Origin of the sequence: Halococcus hamelinensis 100A6 (assembly GCF_000336675.1) — an archaeon.
Taxonomy (GTDB): domain Archaea; phylum Halobacteriota; class Halobacteria; order Halobacteriales; family Halococcaceae; genus Halococcus; species Halococcus hamelinensis.
In genome coordinates, this window is the sequence record NZ_AOMB01000042.1 from 100799 (window position 1) to 119478 (window position 18680).

Here is an 18680-nt window from a genome sequence, read left to right on the forward strand (position 1 = left end):
CCACTCGAACGCGACGGACCGAACGATAACAACTCGCTTCGGGTTTATTCCCGAGTGCGACGACGAGGGCGGGGTGCGCTTCGCCGATGACACGATTCAAGCGGGTCGCGACCCTCGATCGGCCACCGAATGGACGAACTCACCCAGGACCCGGTGATGGCCGAGCTCGTCGAGGAGTACGGCCCGCTCGAACTCGACCCCGCCGAGAGCGAGTTCGAACGGCTCGTGATATCGATCGTCAACCAATCAATCTCGACGGCCTCGGCCAACGCCGTCCGCGAGCGGACCTTCGCCCTGTTCGACGGGGTCACGCCCGAGGCCGTGCTCGCGGCCGACGAGGAGACCCTCGTCGAGGCGGGACTCGGAAAGGCCAAGACCGAGTACATCAGGAACGCCGCCGAGGCGTTCATCGAACGCGACCTGACCCGTGCGGGGCTCGCGGACGCAACTGACCAAGAGGTCATCGACGAACTCGCCGAGATCCACGGGATCGGCGAGTGGACCGGCCGGATGTACCTGATCTTCGCGCTCGGGCGCGAGGACGTCTTCCCGGTCGGCGACCTCGCCGTTCGGCGGGCGGTGGAGTCGCTCTACGGCGAGATGAGCCGAGCCGAGATGCGCGAGTTCGCCGAGCGCTGGGAGCCCTCCCGCTCGCTCGCCACGCTCTACCTCTGGGAACACTACGAGTCCTGACCGCTCACTCTTCGAGGGGTTGCTCGTCCGGACGAGGCTGGTCGCTATCGGCTCGCCGCCGGACGTCGACCTGGTAGTGTTTCAGGATGTCCCGCCCCAGCAGGAGCGGGTAGTTCATGTGACTCCGGTCCTCGACGCTCGCGGTCACGGTGTGCTGGGTGCCACCGATCCCGACCACGAGGTCGACCACCGGCCGCGCCTTCCCGGATTTCTGGCTCCCCGAGCGAACCTTGGTCATGCTCTTGATCGGCCCGGCACCGATCGCGGCCGCGAGCGAGGTGTCGATGCTGGTTCTGGTCGCCCCCGTATCCGACTTGGCGAGCGTCGACTGCGAGCCGCTGGTGCCGCTGACCACCACGTCCTCGATGTAGCCGATGGTCGGTGTTTCGCCGGGCGCGGGCCGCTCCTCGCGCGGCATCGACGACGGCGTGGAGTCGTCGAGCGACCCTGCGAGTTCGCGCACCCGGTCGTCGTCGACGCTCCCGCCGACGTGCTCGATGGCGTGCTTCGCGATGTAGGGGGCGGGGCTCGTCCCGGTCGCCTCGTAGAGTCCCTTGAAGCCCGCCGTGGGGTTCATCTCGAGGACGTACCAGCCGTCGTTCGCCTCCACGAGGTCGACCCCGACGTAGTCGAGGTCGATCACGTCGGCGGCGTAGAGCGCGGTCTCGCGCGCCTCCGCCGGGATCTCGTCGGTGACGTCCTCGACCGCCCCGCCGAGCGCGACGTTGGTCCGCCAGTCGCCCTCGGGGGCGTAGCGGTGCATCGCGCCGATGATCCGGTCGCCGACGACGTACACCCGGAGATCGCGGTGCTGGGTCTCGTCGCGTTCGATGAGTTCCTGGAGGAACGCCTGTCGGTTGCCGACCCGCGGGTTGACCGGCTCGCTCAGGTCGACCTTCCACGTCCCGCCGCCGTGGGTGCCGATAGCCGTTTTGTAGACCCCGACGTCGCCGAAGCGCTCCCGGCCCCGGTTCAGCCGGTCGTTCGAGAGCGCGAGCAGCGCGTCGGGCACCCGCACGTTCCAGTCGGCGAGCGTCGCCGCGGTCGCGAACTTGTGGATCGCGGTCAGGGTGGCACCCGGGCGGTTCAGCATCGGGCGGATCCGTTCGAAGGTGGCCGCCAGCCCCAGCCCCTCGGCGGGCTCCTCGGTGTTCGAGAGCAGGAGCCGGTTGGCCACCACGTCGACGTCGGGTTCGAGGCTCACCTCGCCGTCCCGGATGGAGACCGCGGTGTTCTCCCGGCGGAGCCAGACGGGCTCGTGACCGAGGTCCTCGACCGCGTTGAGGATCGCCTTCGTCTCCTTGCTGTTGTGGAGGCTCAACACGCCGACACGAATCGCGTCGTCGGAGGGGTCCATGTCGTCTCCTGGCCGGGCGCGAGGCAAAGTTGTAGCGATGCGTCGTGCCCTCGAACGACCGAACCCGGAGGCGGGAGGGCTTTAGGGATGGTTCACCTTCGAGAGTCAATGGCCGAGGGCGCGTTCACGTACAACGGCGGGAAGGTCGACCCGGGCGAGACACAGAACATCAGGTACGGTATCAGCGAGACCTACATGGGCGACCCCGTGCGGATCCCGGTCACCATCGTCAACGGCACGGAACCCGGCCCGACGGCCTTCCTCAGCGCGGCGGCCCACGGCGACGAACTCAACGGCGTCGAGGTCGTTCGAACGGTCGCCCACGACTGGGACCACGCGGACCTCCACGGAACGCTGGTCTGTCTCCCCGTGTTGAACGTCCCCGGTTTTCTGGCCCAGCAGCGCTACCTCCCGATCTACGACCGCGACCTCAACCGGTCGTTCCCCGGGAGCGAGACCGGCACGAGCGCCCGCCGGATGGCCCACCGGATCTTCGAGAACTTCGTCTCACCGTGCGACCTCGGGCTGGACTTTCACACCTCGACCCGCGGGCGGACCAACATGCTCCACGTCCGGGCCGACACCCGAAAGGACGAGGTCGAACGGGTCGCCAAGGCGTTCGCCTCGAACGTCGTCATCGGTGGTTCGGGACCCGACGGCACCCTCCGTGGCGAGGCGAGCGCGAGCGGCACGCCGACGGTCACGATCGAGATGGGCGAGGCCCACCGCTTCCAACGGGAGCTCATCGACCGCGCGCTCGCGGGCGTCGAGAGCGTGCTCGCGGAGTTCGGGATGCGACGGACGAGCGCCGTCCGGTGGCCCGGCTGGCGCACCGTCATCGACGGGAGCTCGGCGAAGACGTGGCTCCGGGCGGACACCGGCGGACTGGTCGACATGCACCACGACGGCGGCGACCTCGTTCGCGAGGGCGAGCGGGTGTGTACCATCACCGACCCGTTCATGACCGAATCCGAGACCGTCCGCGCGCCCTTCACGGGGCTGCTCGTCGGCGTGCTCGAGAACCCGCTCGTCTATCCCGGCAACCCGCTGTGTCACCTCGTCGAACTCGACACCTCGACGCGCCACGCGCTCGAACGCGACCTGTCGCGAGACGCGCCCGCCTGAACGCTCGGAGCCGGAGCCGATCAGTGGTCGTGGGCAGTGAGGTGGGGGTGGTGGGTGTCCTCGGGACAGCACTCGACGGTGGCGTGGTCGACGCCCGCCTCGGCCAGCACGTCGTGGACCCGCCGGGTGACCGATTCGCGCTCGACGTCCCCGGTCGCGGTCTCGACGTGGGTCGTGGCGACCGTGATCTGCGAGCAGACCTGCCAGGCGTGGAGGTCCGTCACGCGGGTGACGCCGTCGACCTCGGCGATCGCCGCGCGGACCTCGTCGCTGTCGAACGGGGTCCGGTGGAGGAAGATCGCGCCGCTGCCGCGGAGGAGTTTGCCGGCGCTCCAGAGCACCACGAGCGCGATCAACCCGGCGGTGATGGGGTCGATGACGTTCACCCCGCTGTACTCGACCGCGAGCACCGAGACGATCACCGCGACGGAGCCGCCGGCGTCGCCCAGCAGGTGGTAGAACGCGCCGCGCTCGTTGAGGCTCATCTCGCCGCCTTCGAGCACGAGCACCGACCCGAGGTTCACCGCCAGACCGAACCCCGCGATGAGGAGCGTGGGGCCGGTCGCGATGCCGACGGGGTCGAGGAAGCGCTGGACGGCCTCGTAGACGATGAACCCGACCATCGGGACGAGGAGCGCGCCGTTGACGAACGCCGAGAGTGGTTCGAGCCGGTGGAGGCCGAACGACCAGCGGTCGGACGTCTCGGCGTTCGTGGCGACGTAGGAGGCGGCGAACGCCATCACGTACGCGAGCGCGTCGAACAGCATGTGGACCGCGTCGCTCAGGAGCGCGACGGAGCCGAACAGGAGGCCGCCGGCGAGTTCGGCGACGAACCCGACGACGTTGATGACGGCGACGAGCGCGAGCGTTCGGGTGCTGGCGTCGTCGCCGTGGCCGTGTCCGTGGCTGTGGTCGTGCCCGTGGTCATCGTGTCCGACCCCGCCGTCGGCCGACGAGCCGCTGGCGTGGGACGACCCATTGGACATGGGAGGTCGTAGAACTCGATGGCGTATTAAATCTCCTGCCACGAAACGCGGCTATAGTGTTTAGGATTGATAAAAATTCGACGATCCGTTAGCAATTTTGGAGCTGTATCGAGTTATTCGTCTCTGAAGAGATCGTTGAATCGAGCCACATATTTGACCTTCGGAACCGAATATCGTCAGTAGTGGATGTTCGTTTTCTGAAGTCGATCACAACGAATATATCGTGTATTAGGGGAAGATAGATACGTGACGGTAGTCGAACGGGTACGCATGGGAACTACTTCGGGAGTCGGCGACGCCGGGACCACGTGTCGAACCGCGGTGACGGAGGTCTGGCCGGGCGAGTTCGAACTCAGGATCGAGACCGGGCGCGGGGACACCCCGACGACGACGGTCCACACGCTCGACGCCGCCCAGCTCGACGCGCTCTCCGACCACATCGGGGACGCGCTCCGGGACGCCGACGGATGACGACGCTCGTGTGTCGGACCTCCGGATGGTCGAAACCCATGTCGCCGAGATAATGACTGCCCCGGCTTCGACCATCGACACCACTGCGACGGCGACCTCGTCGGCCTGGTCACGACCACCGACCCCGCCTGCTACCTCCCCGCTATCACGCCGAAATCGTCGATAACTGATAGCTCTCGGAATTCGTCGATCCCGACGGTCTCCACCCTTGCGGGGAAAGCTTATGCCCCCGTGCTCCGGAGTCCCGAACATGAGTTCCTCCATGGACGAACGTGTTGGTTCGAGCGAGAACGTCGAGGTCGGTGAGGTCCGGAAGTGTCGGGTCCACGGACTGTTGTTCGACGCCGACATCGCCGATATCTGTCCGATGTGCGAGTTCGAACGCGCCGACAGAGTCGCCAACGGTCCCTGAGCGCCGGCGATAGAGGGGTTTCGTCGTGAAAAGCACCGTCTCTTCGTTTTTCAGATGTCGCGCGTGCCGCCGTCGGTCGCCCGCGGTGAGCCACCCTCCGCGGGGGAGATGGACGGTCGCGAGTCGGGGGTCGGGTCGTCGGGTAGCGGGTCGATGCCCATCCCACGTGCGGAGTTCGTGACCACGACCAGGGAACTCACCGCCATCGCGGCCGCGGCGATCAGCGGGTTGACGAGGCCGGCCACCGCGAGCGGGACCGCGACGAGGTTGTAACAGAACGCCCACCCCAGGTTGGTCCGGAGCCGGCGGCGCGTCCCGCGCGCGACCGCGAAGAACGCCGGGATGGGTCGGAGGCTGTCGCCGGAGACCACGGCGTCGGCGGCGTCGATCGCGAGTTCGGTGCCGTTCGCCATCGCGATCCCCAGATCCGCCGCCGCGAGCGCCGGCGCGTCGTTGGTGCCGTCGCCGACCATGGTCGTCGTTCCCTCCTCGCGGAGCCGCCCCACCACAGCCTCCTTGGCCTCGGGCGGAACACCTGCGAACACCTCGCTGACGTCGGGATGGCCCGAGAAACGCTCGGCTATCTCGCGGTCGTCGCCGGTGAGCACCACCACGCGGGGGCCCTCCTCCGCTATCGACGAGACCACCTCGGCCCAGTCCGCGCGCGGGGTGTCTCCCACCTGGAGGACGCCCTTCGCCTCGCCGTCCCAGGCGACGAGGGTCGCGAGGAATCCGTCGGACCGCGTCTCCTGGACCTGTTCGTCGATGGTCTCGGGGACCGCGTAGCCCGACTCGCGAACGAACCCGGGATGGCCGACGACGACGCGCTCGCCGTCGACGGTCGCCGACACCCCGCGGGCGTGGCTCTCGAACTCCGTCACCGTGCGTGCGCTGGCGTCGGTCCCACGGTCGCGGCCGGCCGTGACGATGGCCTCCGCGACCGGGTGGCTCGACCGGCTCTCGACCGCCGCCGCCCGCGCGAGGAGTTCCTCGGGGTCGTCGCCGCGCACGCCGTCGAGCGACATCTCGCCCGTCGTGAGCGTCCCGGTCTTGTCGAACGCCACGATCTCGGTGTCGGTGATCCGTTCGAGCACGGTGGCGTTGAGTACCGTGATCCGGCGTTCGGCGGCCTCACGGACGCCCGAAACGATCGCGAGCGGCGTCGCGAGCCCGAGCGAACACGGACAGGAGACGACGAGGACCGAGACGCCGATCAGGACCGCCTGGCCGATGGACGCCCCGGTCGCGAGCCAGCCGACCGTCGCGAGCGTCGCGATCGTGACCACCACGGGCACGAAGACGCTCGCCACGCGGTCGGCGAGCCGCGTCGCGCCCGAGTCCGAACTCTGGACGTTCCAGATGAGCTCGACGAGCCTGTCGAACGTGCTGGTGGCCTCCTCGCCGACCTCGATCTCGACCGCGTTGTCGGTCACGACGGAGCCGCCGACGACCTCCTCGCCGATGCCCTTCGAGACCGGCACCGATTCGCCGGTGACGAGCGACTCGTCGACCGCGGCCTGGCCCTCGACGACCGTCCCGTCGATCGGGACGCGTTCGCCGGGTTTGACGAGCACGCGGTCGCCGGGCGAGAGGGATTCGAGCGCGACGTCGTGGTGGCCCTCGTCGGTGAGCACGCGCGCCTCGGTGATCCTGGATTCGGTGAGCGCCGAGAGGTCGCCGAGCGCGCGACGTTTGAAGCGGGCCTCGATGTGGTTGCCGATGCTCACCACCACGATCACCATCGTCGAGACGTCGAAGTAGACGTGGGTGGTGTCGAGGAACGCGAGCGCGAACACCGAGTAGACGTAGGCCGCAAGCACCGCGAAGGCTATCAGCACGTCCATGTTCGGCTGGCGGACTTTGAGGCTGACGTAGGCCCCTCGGAGGATCGGGAAGCCGACGCCGAAGAGCACGATGGTGCTACCGAAGAAGATCGGGACGAACGCGATCAGGCTGGCGCTGGTGCCCGAGAGGAAGCTCTCGGGGTAGTAGCCGAGGTAGACGGGATAGAGGAAGGCGGCGTAGAACATCATGACCGCCATCGCCGCCAGCCCGCCGAAGACCAGACGGAGGCGGCCGAACTCGAAGCGCTCCTCGGCCCCCTCGTCCTCCTCGTCGGGGTCGCTGGCGTGGTAGCCGAGCGTGCTAATCGCGTCGATCAGCCCCCCTCTGTCGATCCGGGCGGGGTCGTAATCCAGCCGGACCATGTCGGTCGCGTAGCTGGCCTGGGCGTCGTTGATCCCGTCGGTCTCGGTCGCGCTGGTCTCGATGAACGACTCGCAGGTCGAACAGTGCATCCCGTCGACCGAGAGGAAGGCCGTCTCGCTCCCCTCCTCGGAACGGTCGTGGTCCGCTCCATGCTCGTGGCCGTGATGGTCGTGGCCGTGTTCGTGGAGGTCCTCGGCGGAGACGTCCTCGGCGTCGTCGAGGCGCTGGAAGGTCGCGAGACAGCCCTCACAGCAGAAGACCCCGTCGACGTCGGCCGCGGTCGCGGGGTCGTCGCCGACCGGCGACCCGCACAGCGTACACTCGGTCACTGGGTCGTCCCCGCGCTTCGGCGGTCGCGCACGGCGCGGCGGGCGGTGTGGACCCGCCATCGCGGCCGGCGTTCACCCCACGGTCCCGGTCCAGCGTGCATGGGAGAACTGGGGTCCGCGTACGGGTATCGGTTGCGGTTAACCCCCTCCACGGCACCCGCGGCACGCTCGCGCTTTCGAAAGGGTGAGGGTCGCCGAATGGGTAGCGAAGGACGAATGGCCAACGAACCCGCGGACGCCGCGGCCGGCGGGCGGTGGCCGGCCCGGTTCCTCCGCTATCTCGTGACGCTCTCGCTCGTGGGGACAGTGTTGTTGATGGGCTTCGGGATGTACTCGGTGGCGATCCGGGGCTGGATGTCCTGCGGCGAGGGGTTCCCGATGTGTGCCGGCTCGTTGATCCCGCTGCTCGACCCCGGCGCGGCCCAGTCGACGAGCTACACCGCGACCCAACTCTACGCCGAGTGGTTCCACCGGGCGGTGGCGTTCGTCACCGGCCTCGTGATGCTCGCCGCGACGGTCATCGCGTGGTGGCGCGTCGAGGGCTACACGTTCACGACGTGGACGATCACCCTCGCCACCGCGCTCCTGCCCTTCGAGGCCTACCTCGGCGTCGTCACCGGCGTTCCCGACCCCGCGACGACCCTCGTCGCCATCCACCTCGTGGTCTCGTACCTCGTGCTCGGCGCGCTGGCCGTCGCCACGGGGATCACCTGGTGGTCGCGCGGGCGGCGGTCGCGACGCCACACCGGACAGGCGCACTGATCCGCGACGGGAAACGAGTTCCCGGGTCGCGAGTCGACTCGAATCCCAGCGCCGACAGCCCTGACCGGCGGCCACACCACCGAGGACCGGTCCCGGTTCGGGTTTAGAACGCGACGGGGGCAGGATAGTTGTTCGACTTCACCGTACTGCGAGTTACCACAAGTCTCATCATTGTAACTCGCGTATCGTTCGGTGCTCGGGAGAGGGGTTCGCAAAAAGGGGAAGTCCCGTTGCGTGGCATCACCCTGCTCTCGGGTTTCCCGGACTGGTCCGTCGACCAGTGTCGACGACAACGGAGCGACTTGTATGGGCTTTGTGAACGGGTATCAAATCGTTCCTTTCTGACAGACCGTTTCGGTTAGCGGTCGTCGTCCGCTTCGTGGAGCGAGGGGACCCCCCTTGGGTCGAACGTGTATCGGTCTCGTTGTGAAGGCGGCGAAGTCGTCCGCGTTCTCGGGGCGTTCGGGCACGCACGAAGTGTGTAGGGAAACACTCGGAACCGGAGCGACACGGGAGGCTTCCATCCCATGATGGGGGATCATCGCCCCCCTCGCCCGTGTCACACACTCCTCGTCGAACATCCGTGGCACAGGTCACCGCCCCCGTCTTCCACGGGCGATACTACTCCGCAGACGGGGTGGGCTACCGACCCGATTTCCTCACGGGGCGAACAGCGTGTTTTTACGAGCCAGCCGACGAAGGTTTGCAGTAACGTTATAAACGACACCCATGATCATGCAGGTGGGTGATGCCAATGCAACGGAACGATGGGACGAGTGGAGGGGAACCGAGCGTGAAGACCTGCGATCGATGTGGGAAGGGGATGCCGGATCCCTACGTCGGTAACGGAACCTGCTACCACTGTCGGAGAGCCAGCCGGTAGGCGGGGCGCTACGTTACTTCACTCACGCCGACCGCTCAGCGACAGCTCTTCGCGAAGTAAAACGGGGGGGAGGGTAGGACCGGAGGGGAAGTGTTACAGGTGATGCCAGGCAACGGAGTCCCCTTGTCGGTCCTATATCAACGTCTCTGCCATCCCGTAATAAGCTTTGTGTGGCCGGGCGAATCCGACGGTTAGCACGAGCACAATCGGAGCGTAGCAGGGACCGGTGCAGCGACGACTGCTGGCGCTCGATCGAGGCCGTCGCTCCGACCAGTGACAGTGACGACACCCACGAACCGCGAAGCGACGACGGAGGACCATCGATGACGATGAAGCCGTCTTCGGTCGTTCTACCGTCGCTTCGACGTACACTGACTCCCTCCGGTATGGGACGTATTCAGGAGAACTACCGACAGCTCGCGCACGTTCCGTCCACGATATCCATCGCCGCTTCGCCACACAACTTGCAGTACTCTACGACGCCGCTGCCGACGTTCGTCTTCGTCATACGTGGTTTCCGCTCCATCGATGGTTGTGTGTGTGGCTTTCAATGGCAGGGTGACGAGAGGGGCGACAGTGGCGCTCACGTCGGAGAACGCCGTCGCGTGGGTGGGTGGGCCACACGGGTGATAGTCGACGTCTACTGGACATCGCGGTTCTGGGACGACGGATACCGGCTGATTTCGATAGTCGGACGTTCTACGGGGAGTGTGGTGCGAACGAGGTGACTCGGAAGTAGTCATCGAAGCCACTCGCCGGTTCGCGCCGCTCGCCGGCTCGTTGTACGGGCCGGGAGGGATTTGAACCACCTGAACTTCGGTCGCTTCGCTCCTTCGTTCCGTCGTTCAAATCCCTTTCGTGGCCGCTTCGCTCCTCACGTCCGTTCGTCGCGAAGGCGGGCCGGGAGGGATTTGAACCCCCGACCGTCTGATTAAGAGTCAGATGCTCTCCCTAACTGAGCTACCGGCCCTGCGATTTCGAGTTACTCCGGCCCGGTGAAATACGTTTTCCTTCCGACCGGGCCGGCACGGCCGCGGGGCGGTGCGGTCCGCGGCTGCGGTGCGGAGGCGGTCGTGGAAGAAACCTGGCGTCCCGGTGAGCTGTGCTCTCCTGGCGGATGAAGGGCGAGTGAACGCCGGAGGTGTGAACGAGGGCTTCGGCGGTGCGGTAGCGGTGGCGGTGTTGTGCGGTTGCGGTCGCGGAGAGGTAGTGCGGTTGCGGTCGCGGAGAGGTAGTGGTTGTACCGCGAGCGAGTGAAACGAGCGAGCGGGCCGACGACTGACTGGAAGGAAGGAGGAGGCTTTTGATCCACATTTTGCCAGCGAAGGAGCGAAGCNGGCCGACGACTGACTGGAAGGAAGGAGGAGGCTTTTGATCCACATTTTGCCAGCGAAGGAGCGAAGCGACTGAGCGCAGCAAAAGGTGGGGGTTCCTAGTAGTACCACGGCACGTCGGAGAAGTCGGGGTCGCGCCCCTCCATGAACGCCTCGCGGCCCTCGCGGGCCTCGTCGGTCATGTAGCCCAATCTGGTCGCCTCGCCCGCGAACACCTGTTGACCGACCATGCCGTCGTCGGCGAGGTTGAAGCCGTATTTGAGCATCCGCATCGCGGTCGGCGACTTCGCGTTGATGGTCTCGGCCCACTCCAGCGCGGTGGCTTCGAGCTCCTCGTGCGGGACCGCCTCGTTGACCATCCCCATCTCGGCGGCCTCCGCGGCCGAGTAGGTCTTCCCGAGGAAGAACACCTCGCGCGCCTTCTTCTGGCCGATCTGTCTGGCGAGGTAGGCCGAGCCGAACCCCGCGTCGTAGCTCGCGACGTCCGGGTCGGTCTGGAGGAACTTCGCGTGCGCTTCGCTCGCGATCGTGAGGTCACAGACCACGTGGAGCGAGTGGCCGCCGCCGACCGCCCAGCCCGGCACCACGCAGACGACGGGCTTTGGGAGGTGGCGGATCGCGCGCTGGACTTCGAGGATGTGGAGGCGGCCCGTCCGATGCTCCCCCGACTCGTCGTCCTCGTCGTACTCGTAGCCCGAACTCCCCCGGATCGACTGATCGCCGCCCGAGCAGAAGGCCCAGCCGCCGTCCTTGGGGGATGGCCCGTTGCCGGTGAGGAGCACACAGCCCACGTCGGTCTGGCGTTTGGCGTGATCGAGTGCGGTCGCGAGTTCGTCGACGGTCTTCGGTCGGAAAGCGTTGCGGACCGCGGGGCGGTCGAACGCGATCCGGACGGTCCCCGAATCCGTCGCGCGGTGATAGGTGAGGTCGGCGAAGTCGAATCCCTCGACCGGCGTCCAGCGGTCGGCGTCGAACAAGTCCGAGACCATACCGATCCATCTCGGCTGGCCGAAAAAACTTCGTCGCTCGACGGGTCGCCGGTAACGTTACGTGAACGGACCCGCCCTCGGACCGGGATCCGCCAGTAGGCTCACTGCCCCGGCAGTGCGGGCCTCGTTCGTCGGGGTTGGCATTTGCAAGCACGGGAGCTATCAGTGTAAAAACGTATGCTTCGGTGGCTTCCTCATGGACCATCACACGCGTCGAACCGGGGACCAGTCCATCCGACCGCCAGCCATCGGACGTGACAGCCCCCGGACCGCAAGAACTACCCGTGAAAACCACACGACGTAACCTCCTTCGATACGGAGGCGCGACCGCCGCGACCCTCGGAACGACCGGGCTCGCGGGCTGTGCCGGCGTGCTGGGTGCCACCCAGGCGGGAACCGTGAAGGTGAGCTCGGCACGGTTTCCCGAGAGCATCCTGTTGAGCTACATGGCGATCGAATCGTTGCGGGCGAACACCGACCTCACGGTGCTCGACGAGACGGCGCTCGGCGGCACCCCGATGAACTTTCGAGCGGTCAACAGCGGCGAGGTGTCGATGTTCTGGCTCTACACCGGCGGCGGGTGGACCACGATCCCGCCGATCAAAGACCGGGTGATCGCCGACCCGGGGAAACTCTACACGGCGGTGAAACGCCAGATGAAGCGCGAGCACGGGCTCGCGTACCTCCGGCGAGCACCCTTCAACAACACCTACATCCTGATCGCGAGCTCCGAGTGGGCCAACGAGACCGGCGTGAAGACGATGAGCGACTTCGCGGAGTACGTCTCCGACGGCAACACCGGCTTCGGGGTCGTGATGGGACCGCAGTTCCAGTCCCGCCCCGACGGCTGGCCCGGTCTGATCGAACACTACGGCTTCGCGGACGCGGCCTCCTCGCTCAACGTTCGAAACGTCGGCAATTCGTTGACCTATCAGGTCATCGGTCGGGGCGGGGCCGCCGTCGGCGTGGGCTTCAGCACGAACCCAAACATCCGGAAGTTCAATCTCGCGACGATCGACGACGACGAGGGCTTCTTCCCGGCGTACAACCCCGCACCACTGGTCAACGGTGAGGCGATCGAGGCCAACCCCGAGATGCGGAAACCGTTGAACCAGATCGGTCCCACGCTCACGACGGACAAGATCATGCGGCTCAACGGGCGCGTCTCGCTCCAGAACGAGGACCCGCAACGGGTCGCCCGTGAGTACCTCCGGTCGGAGGGACTGCTGTGATCCCCGACCCGACGGTTGCCGCTCCGGTGGTCGGCGATCCGCTGTTCGTCGGCCCGTTCGTCGACTACGCGGTCAACAACGCGGGACGGCTGTTGCGGCTCACCTACGAACACGTCCTGCTCACCCTGATCACGCTCGCGATCGCGTTGCCGATCGCGATCGGGTTCGGTGTCCTCAGCAGCTACTACGACCGGGTGGCGACGGTCGTGCTCTGGGTCGCGAGCATCCTGCTGACGCTGCCGGCGATCGCGCTGTTCGGCATGCTGGTTCCGGTGCTCGGGATCGGCAACCCGCCGACGATCGCCGCGCTCGTGGCCTACGCCCAGCTCCCGATCATCCGGAACACCTACGTCGGGCTGACCGAGGTCGACGCCGCCGCGATCGAGTCCGGAACCGGGCTCGGGATGACGCGCTTCGAGCGCCTGCGGCGCATCCGGCTGCCGGTCGCGCTGCCCGTCGTGATGACGGGCATCAGGAACGCCGTCGTGATCCTCGTCGGGCTGCTCGCCATCGGGGCGTTCATCGGGGCGGGCGGGCTCGGCGGCCGGATCTTCTACGGCATCTCCCAGACCGACACCCCGATGATCGTGGTCGCCACGGTGCTCGTCTCGCTGCTCGCGCTGGCGTTCGACTACGCCTTCGGGGTCATCGAGGAGGGGCTTCGGCTCCGCAACGGCGAGGAGATAGACCCGACGATCGTCACACGAACACTCACCGCGGTCCGCACACGACTCTCATGATTCGATTCGACAACGTACACAAACAGTATCCCGACGGAACGCGCGCGGTGGACGGACACGACTTCGAGGTCGAGGAGGGCACCACCACGGTGCTGGTTGGCCCCTCCGGCTGTGGGAAGACCACCACGATGCGGCTGGTCAACCGCCTCGAAGAACCCACCGAGGGCACGATATATTACGACGGTACCGACATCGAGGAGCTCGAAGCCACCGACCTCCGCCGGGAGATCGGCTACGTGATCCAGGACATCGGGCTGTTCGACCACATGACCGTCGGCGAGAACGTCGCCACGGTGCCCGAGCTCAAGGGCTGGGAGGCCGAGCGCACCGCCGACCGGGTGGACGAGCTCCTCGAACTCATGGGACTGCCCCCCGAGGAGTTCCGCGACAGCTATCCCGGCGAGCTCTCGGGCGGCCAGCAACAGCGCGTCGGCGTCGCCCGCGCGCTCGCGGCGGGCCCCGACGTCATGTTGATGGACGAGCCCTTCGGCGCGCTCGACCCCATCACCCGCGAGGAGCTTCAAGACGAGTTCCTCGATATCCAAAAGGAGATCGACACCACGATCGTCTTCGTGACCCACGACATCAACGAGGCGCTGAAGATGGGCGATAAGATCGCGGTGATGAACGAGGGGAAAGTCGTCCAGTACGACACGCCGACGGCGCTGCTCGACAACCCGAAGACCAAGTTCGTCGAGGAGTTCATCGGCCCGGATCGAACCCTCAAGCGGCTCCGCGTGCTCCGGGTCGAGGAGGTCATGCAGGCGGAGATACCCGACGAGCACGCGGCGGTGGTGGACGCCTTCCAGGCGGACGACGCCGTGATGGCCGACGGCGGTGAGATCATCCCGGTCTCGCCGGGCGACACCGCTCAGGTCGCGCTCTCGCGGTGTATCCAGGCCGGCGTGGAGGCGCTGCCGGTCGTCGAGGACGCCGACGTCGTCGGTATCGTCACCGAAGCCGCCATCAGGGACCGACAGACGGGGCCCGCCTGATGGGGGTGCTCGACGTTCTCGTGGCCACGTGGACCTACTTCGTGACCAACTGGGACGCGTTCGTCGGCCTCTTCACCAGACACGTCGAACTCGTGTTCGTCTCCGAGGCCGTGGCGATCCTCATCGCCGTGCCGTTCGGGATCCTCGCGGCGCGCAACGACCGGGTCAAACGCGTGGTCGAACCGGTCGGCAACGTCGCCCAGACGATCCCCACGCTCGCGATCATCGCCCTGATGCTGCCGATCCTCGGGATCGGCTTTCTCCCTTCGGTTGTGGGGCTGTTCATCTACGCGCTGCTCCCGATCCTCACGAACACCATCGCGGGGATCGAGAACGTCGACGAGAACACCGTCGACGCCGCCCGCGGGATGGGGATGACCGACTGGGAGATCCTCCGCAAGGTCCAGCTCCCGCTCGCGCTGCCCGTGATCTTCGGCGGGATCCGGACGAGCACGGTGTTGAACGTCGGGACGGCCTACCTCGCGTACTTCATCAGCGGCGGCGGGCTCGGAGTCTGGGCGATCGGCGGCATCCAGCTGTTCGACACCCCGCGTATCCTCGCGGGGGCGTTCGCGGGCGCGGCGCTCGCCATCGCGCTCGACGGCGCGCTCGCGCTGGTCGAACGACGGCTCGGGACCGACTCGGGGGCCGGCCAGTCGGCCGCCGCGACGGCCTGAGCTCAGTTCGCCCGCTCGAAGACGGTGTTGCCGCAGTTGCCACACGACGAGGGGTTTCGATAGTACTCCTTCCCGCAGGCCTGACACCGCCAGTTCGCACCGAGGAGTTTCGAGAGAAGGCTCATGGGTGTTCTACAGAGCCCGGACGCGAAGCGTTGTCGGTATCGACTCCCTGGAATCTTACTCCTCGAAGATGTCGCGAACCCGGTCGTGGACCGTCTCCCGGAAGCGATGGCTGTCCTCGGGGTCGAAGCGGGCCTCGACGACCTGGGTCCCCGAACTCGCGAGCGAGGCGCGGTAGACGTCCCGGAACCCCGCGCGGTCGTCGGTCCGGACGAACTCGAAGCCGTAGAGGTCGGCCGTCGGCGCGAAATCCAGTCCGTGCGGGGTCCGGAACTGGTCGGTGAACGGGGGTTCGAAGTCGGCGATCGGGAGCATTCGGAAGATCCCGCCGCCGTCGTTGTTCACGACCACGACGGTGGCGTCGACCCCACACCGCGAGAGCGCCAGCAGCCCGTTCATGTCGTGGTAGTAGGCGAGGTCGCCCAGCACACACACCAGCGGGTCGTCGGTCGCGCTCCCGGCCCCGAGCGCCGACGAGACGATGCCGTCGATGCCGCTCGCGCCGCGGTTGCCGAGCACCGTGAGGTCGGCAGCCCGCGGTTCGGCGAAGCGGTCGGCGTCGCGCACCGTCATCGAGTTCGAGACGAACACCGTCGCTGGGTCCGGCGCGTCGGCGAGAACGTCCCGGAGTACCGTTCCCTCGAAGAACTGCTCGTCGTGGGCCGCGTCGGCGAGCGTCCAGTACTCCCGTTCGGCCGTGGCGAAGCGCTCGCGCCAGCGCTCGCTTCCCGTCGCCTCGACCAGCGGCACGAGGTCGCGCGCGAGTCGGTTCGGGTCGGTCACGAGGAGGTGGTCCGCGGTGAAGGTCGCCTCGCGCCACTCGCCCGCCGGGTCGACCACGAACTGGCGGGTCCCCGACCCGCGGACTGCCTCCCGGAGGAACCCCCGGAGCACCTTCGAGGTCGGCGACGCGCCCAGTCGGACCACGACTTCGGGGGCCGGCCAGTTCGGTGCATCGAGGTACGAGTCGTAGCCACCGCAGATGGGGATATCGCGATCCGTGAGTCGTGCACCGAATCGAAGCCCCGAGAGCGGGTCCGCGAGTACCGGAAAGCCCGTCGCGGCGGCGAGGTCGGCTACCGCACCGGCATCGAGGGTGGTGCTCGGTCCCGCGACGACGAGCCCGCGCTCGGCCGCGAGCGCGTCGGCCACCCGTTCGAGGGAGCCGTCGTCGAGCGCGGGTCGGCCCGTCTCGACCCCGACGAACGGTCGGTCGCGGCCGGTCGCGGCGAGCGGCTCGTCGCGCTCGAACCCCTCGGGCACGTCCCCGGGCACCGAAACCGGTTCGAGGGGTTTCTCGAAGGGAACGTTGAGGTGGACCGGACCGGGTGGGGTCCCCCGACTCGTCGCGAACGCGCGTGCGACCGCCACCCGAACCGACCGGAGTTTCCGGCCGTCGGCTTCGGGTTCGGGAAGTTCGTGATACCACCGGACCGCCCCGCCGTAGAGCTCGGTCTGGTCGACGGTTTGGTTCGCGCCGCTCTCGCGGAGTTCGGGCGGGCGGTCGGCGGTCAGCACTACCAGCGGGACCCGGGCCTGGTTCGCCTCGACCACGGCGGGATGGAAGTTCGCGGTCGCGGTGCCCGAGGTCGAGAGGACGGGCGTCGGGTCGCCGGTGCGCTTCGCCCGGCCGAGCGCGAAGAAGGCCGCCGAGCGCTCGTCGAGATGGCTGAAGACCTCGATGCCGGGGTGGTCGGCGAACGCCACCGTCAGCGGCGTCGAGCGGCTCCCGGGCGCGATGCAGACCGCGGACACGCCCGCCTTCGCGAACTCGTCGGCGATGACGTGGCCCCAGAGCGTGTTGCGGTTCGGCCACGGCGGCCCGCGGGGTGAGCCGTGATCCGACCCGTCGTCGCGGCTCATCGTTCGAGTTCGTCGAGCACGGGCCGGAACTTCGGGCCGAGCTCGGCCCACTCCGCGTCGGGGTCCGAGTCCGCGACGATGCCGTCGCCCGCGAAGAGGGTGGCGCGACGCCCGCCCGCGACCGCCGACCGGAGCCCGACCGCGAACTCGCCGTCGCCCGCGGCGTCGAACCAGCCGACGGGCGCTGCGTACCAGCCGCGGTCGAAGGTCTCGGTCTCGTCGATCACCTCGCGTGCGCGCTCCAGCGGCAGCCCGCCGACGGCGGGGGTCGGGTGAAGCGCTTCGACCACGTCGAGAACGTGGGTCTCCTCACGGAGGTCGGCGGTGATCGGGGTTCGGAGGTGCTGGATGTTCGCGAACTTCGCGACCCGGCGCTCGCCGACCGTGACGTCGCCCAGCGGCGCGAGGCGGTCGGCGATCGCCTCGGCGACCAGGGCCTGTTCGTGAACGGTCTTCGCGTCGGTTTCGAGCCCCGCCGCGAGGTCGGCGTCGCCCTCGTGGGTGTCGCCACGCTCGGCCGACCCCGCGAGCGCCTCGGTCTCGACCCGGGAGCCGGTCATCCGGACGAGCCGTTCGGGCGGCGGACCGAAGAAACCGGCGTCGGCGGTCGGCTGGACCAGGAACCGATAACACTCGGGATAGGTCCGCCGGAACCGTTCGAGCACCGCGGGGAGGTCGATCTCGGTTTCGAGGTCGGCCGCCAGCGCGGTGGCGAGCACCACCTTCCGGAGGTCGCCGGTTCGGATCCGCTCGACGGCGCGTTCGACGCCGGCGGTCCACTCGGCTTTCGTGGTCGTCCGGCGTGTGGCGGCGACGCCGGGCCGACCGCCGCTCGGCGACATCATCGGGAGGTCGGCGACCGACTCCGCCCGTTCGTCGAGGCGCTCCTCGACCGCTTCGGGGGTGGCGTCGGGGCCGTACTCGGTGACGCTCAGCCACGTCCGGCCGTCGGCTCTAGTGAGCTGCACTGCGGGCAGGAAGAACTCCGCCGCCGGAAAGCCCTCCCACGGCGGGGCGGGGGCGTGGTCCGCATCGAACGCGATACCGCCGACGACGCGCGGACGGGCTGCGGGCGGCCCCGTCCTATCGACGGTCTCGAACAGCCGTGCCGCGTCCTCGCGGAGCGAATCGAAGCGGTCGGGACCCTCGGCACTGACGACCGCCGCCGCTCCGCCGCCAGCGAGTTCGAGCCCGTCGGGGGTCGCCCACGCCACCCGCGGCACCGACGCGGTCTCCAGAAACGCACGGAACGAGCGGTCGGCCACCTCGCGGGTTCGGCTCACCAGCCGGCCGCCATCGACCCCTGATGGACGGGCCTCGTTTCCTGCCTGTGCCATTACGAACGGTTCGAGCGGCGGGTTCTTGAGGGTGTCCTTCGGGGACTTCGAGCGCGACCGACCCCGGGTCGCGAACCCGGCGATCGTCGAGCGAACCCGGGCGAACACGACTCGACATCGAACCGAGATCGAACGATCCGAAAATAATTCTTCCCGAAGCCATC

16 protein-coding genes and 1 tRNA gene are annotated in these 18680 nt (G+C 67.8%); 9 read left to right on the forward strand and 8 right to left on the reverse strand.

What is annotated here, in order from left to right; translation table 11 throughout:
• The first annotated feature begins 129 nt into the window (after positions 1 to 129).
• The gene (locus tag C447_RS15600) at positions 130 to 693 is read left to right on the forward strand and encodes a DNA-3-methyladenine glycosylase family protein (protein WP_007695631.1); all 564 of its coding nucleotides are present in this window, start codon (positions 130 to 132) and stop codon (positions 691 to 693) included.
• A 4-nt stretch (positions 694 to 697) separates the two neighbouring features.
• On the opposite strand, the gene C447_RS15605 is transcribed toward C447_RS15600, so the two are convergent.
• Positions 698 to 2050: a putative ATP-dependent zinc protease gene (locus tag C447_RS15605; protein ID WP_007695633.1), complete on the reverse strand. Its 1353-nt coding sequence runs from the start codon at positions 2048 to 2050 to the stop codon at positions 698 to 700.
• 108 nt (positions 2051 to 2158) lie between these two features.
• Here C447_RS15605 and C447_RS15610 point away from each other — a divergent pair, with 108 nt between their 5' ends.
• A complete protein-coding gene (locus tag C447_RS15610; RefSeq protein ID WP_007695635.1) occupies positions 2159 to 3175 on the forward strand; it encodes a succinylglutamate desuccinylase/aspartoacylase family protein in 1017 nt (338 codons plus the stop codon).
• 20 nt (positions 3176 to 3195) lie between these two features.
• Here C447_RS15610 and C447_RS15615 read toward each other — a convergent pair whose 3' ends face one another.
• Positions 3196 to 4161: a cation diffusion facilitator family transporter gene (locus C447_RS15615; RefSeq protein WP_007695636.1), complete on the reverse strand. Its 966-nt coding sequence runs from the start codon at positions 4159 to 4161 to the stop codon at positions 3196 to 3198.
• Positions 4162 to 4431: 270 nt separating this feature from the next.
• On the opposite strand from C447_RS15615, the gene C447_RS15620 reads away from it, so the two are divergent.
• The gene (locus C447_RS15620) at positions 4432 to 4632 is read left to right on the forward strand and encodes a hypothetical protein (protein ID WP_007695638.1); all 201 of its coding nucleotides are present in this window, start codon (positions 4432 to 4434) and stop codon (positions 4630 to 4632) included.
• 250 nt (positions 4633 to 4882) lie between these two features.
• Entirely contained in the window at positions 4883 to 5044 is a 162-nt protein-coding gene (locus C447_RS17990; RefSeq protein WP_153300718.1) for a hypothetical protein, read from the forward strand.
• A gap of 50 nt (positions 5045 to 5094) precedes the next feature.
• On the opposite strand, the gene C447_RS15625 is transcribed toward C447_RS17990, so the two are convergent.
• On the reverse strand, positions 5095 to 7581 hold the full coding sequence (locus C447_RS15625) for a heavy metal translocating P-type ATPase (protein ID WP_007695640.1): 2487 nt from the start codon (positions 7579 to 7581) through the stop codon (positions 5095 to 5097).
• Positions 7582 to 7797: 216 nt separating this feature from the next.
• Between C447_RS15625 and C447_RS15630 the strand changes: the two genes are divergently transcribed.
• Positions 7798 to 8343 (forward strand): COX15/CtaA family protein, encoded by a 546-nt coding sequence (locus C447_RS15630; RefSeq protein WP_007695641.1) that lies wholly within the window; start codon positions 7798 to 7800, stop codon positions 8341 to 8343.
• A 1779-nt stretch (positions 8344 to 10122) separates the two neighbouring features.
• On the opposite strand, the gene C447_RS15635 is transcribed toward C447_RS15630, so the two are convergent.
• Positions 10123 to 10196: transfer RNA gene (locus C447_RS15635), tRNA-Lys, on the reverse strand.
• A 462-nt stretch (positions 10197 to 10658) separates the two neighbouring features.
• Positions 10659 to 11549, reverse strand: a complete 891-nt coding sequence (locus C447_RS15640; RefSeq protein ID WP_007695643.1) for a 1,4-dihydroxy-2-naphthoyl-CoA synthase — start codon at positions 11547 to 11549, stop codon at positions 10659 to 10661.
• A 284-nt stretch (positions 11550 to 11833) separates the two neighbouring features.
• On the opposite strand from C447_RS15640, the gene C447_RS15645 reads away from it, so the two are divergent.
• Genes C447_RS15645 through C447_RS15660 form a run of 4 tightly spaced genes read left to right on the forward strand, consistent with a single transcriptional unit; the run spans position 11834 to position 15193 of the window.
• Positions 11834 to 12781 carry a glycine betaine ABC transporter substrate-binding protein gene (locus C447_RS15645; RefSeq protein WP_007695645.1) on the forward strand — a complete coding sequence of 316 codons (948 nt, stop codon included), beginning with the start codon at positions 11834 to 11836 and terminating at the stop codon, positions 12779 to 12781.
• The gene (locus C447_RS15650; RefSeq protein ID WP_007695652.1) at positions 12778 to 13521 is read left to right on the forward strand and encodes an ABC transporter permease; all 744 of its coding nucleotides are present in this window, start codon (positions 12778 to 12780) and stop codon (positions 13519 to 13521) included. The genes C447_RS15645 and C447_RS15650 overlap by 4 nt, the downstream gene beginning before the upstream one ends.
• A complete protein-coding gene (locus C447_RS15655) occupies positions 13518 to 14516 on the forward strand; it encodes an ABC transporter ATP-binding protein (RefSeq protein ID WP_007695653.1) in 999 nt (332 codons plus the stop codon). Before C447_RS15650 ends, C447_RS15655 begins: the two co-directional genes overlap by 4 nt.
• Positions 14516 to 15193 (forward strand): ABC transporter permease, encoded by a 678-nt coding sequence (locus tag C447_RS15660; RefSeq protein WP_007695654.1) that lies wholly within the window; start codon positions 14516 to 14518, stop codon positions 15191 to 15193. The genes C447_RS15655 and C447_RS15660 overlap by 1 nt, the downstream gene beginning before the upstream one ends.
• Positions 15194 to 15195: 2 nt before the next feature.
• Here the strand turns inward: C447_RS15660 and C447_RS18835 are convergent, their stop codons facing one another.
• Genes C447_RS18835 through C447_RS15670 form a run of 3 tightly spaced genes read right to left on the reverse strand, consistent with a single transcriptional unit; the run spans position 15196 to position 18624 of the window.
• A complete protein-coding gene (locus tag C447_RS18835) occupies positions 15196 to 15318 on the reverse strand; it encodes a hypothetical protein (protein ID WP_272942170.1) in 123 nt (40 codons plus the stop codon).
• Between the two features lie 55 nt (positions 15319 to 15373).
• A complete protein-coding gene (gene menD / locus C447_RS15665; RefSeq protein ID WP_007695656.1) occupies positions 15374 to 17179 on the reverse strand; it encodes a 2-succinyl-5-enolpyruvyl-6-hydroxy-3-cyclohexene-1-carboxylic-acid synthase in 1806 nt (601 codons plus the stop codon).
• Positions 17176 to 18624 (reverse strand): isochorismate synthase, encoded by a 1449-nt coding sequence (locus C447_RS15670; protein WP_007695658.1) that lies wholly within the window; start codon positions 18622 to 18624, stop codon positions 17176 to 17178. The genes menD and C447_RS15670 overlap by 4 nt, the downstream gene beginning before the upstream one ends.
• Positions 18625 to 18680 lie beyond the last annotated feature (56 nt).

Bases quoted from the DNA above. Each gene is read 5' to 3' on its own strand.
- menD (WP_007695656.1), bottom strand. From the start codon at position 17,179: ATGAGCCGCGACGACGGGTCGGATCACGGCTCACCCCGCGGGCCGCCG.
- C447_RS15660 (WP_007695654.1), top strand. From the start codon at position 14,516: ATGGGGGTGCTCGACGTTCTCGTGGCCACGTGGACCTACTTCGTGACC.
- C447_RS15600 (WP_007695631.1), top strand. From the start codon at position 130: ATGGACGAACTCACCCAGGACCCGGTGATGGCCGAGCTCGTCGAGGAG.
- C447_RS17990 (WP_153300718.1), top strand. From the start codon at position 4,883: ATGAGTTCCTCCATGGACGAACGTGTTGGTTCGAGCGAGAACGTCGAG.
- C447_RS15630 (WP_007695641.1), top strand. From the start codon at position 7,798: ATGGCCAACGAACCCGCGGACGCCGCGGCCGGCGGGCGGTGGCCGGCC.
- C447_RS15655 (WP_007695653.1), top strand. From the start codon at position 13,518: ATGATTCGATTCGACAACGTACACAAACAGTATCCCGACGGAACGCGC.
- C447_RS15610 (WP_007695635.1), top strand. From the start codon at position 2,159: ATGGCCGAGGGCGCGTTCACGTACAACGGCGGGAAGGTCGACCCGGGC.
- C447_RS15620 (WP_007695638.1), top strand. From the start codon at position 4,432: ATGGGAACTACTTCGGGAGTCGGCGACGCCGGGACCACGTGTCGAACC.
- C447_RS18835 (WP_272942170.1), bottom strand. From the start codon at position 15,318: ATGAGCCTTCTCTCGAAACTCCTCGGTGCGAACTGGCGGTGTCAGGCC.
- C447_RS15615 (WP_007695636.1), bottom strand. From the start codon at position 4,161: ATGTCCAATGGGTCGTCCCACGCCAGCGGCTCGTCGGCCGACGGCGGG.
- C447_RS15640 (WP_007695643.1), bottom strand. From the start codon at position 11,549: ATGGTCTCGGACTTGTTCGACGCCGACCGCTGGACGCCGGTCGAGGGA.
- C447_RS15605 (WP_007695633.1), bottom strand. From the start codon at position 2,050: ATGGACCCCTCCGACGACGCGATTCGTGTCGGCGTGTTGAGCCTCCAC.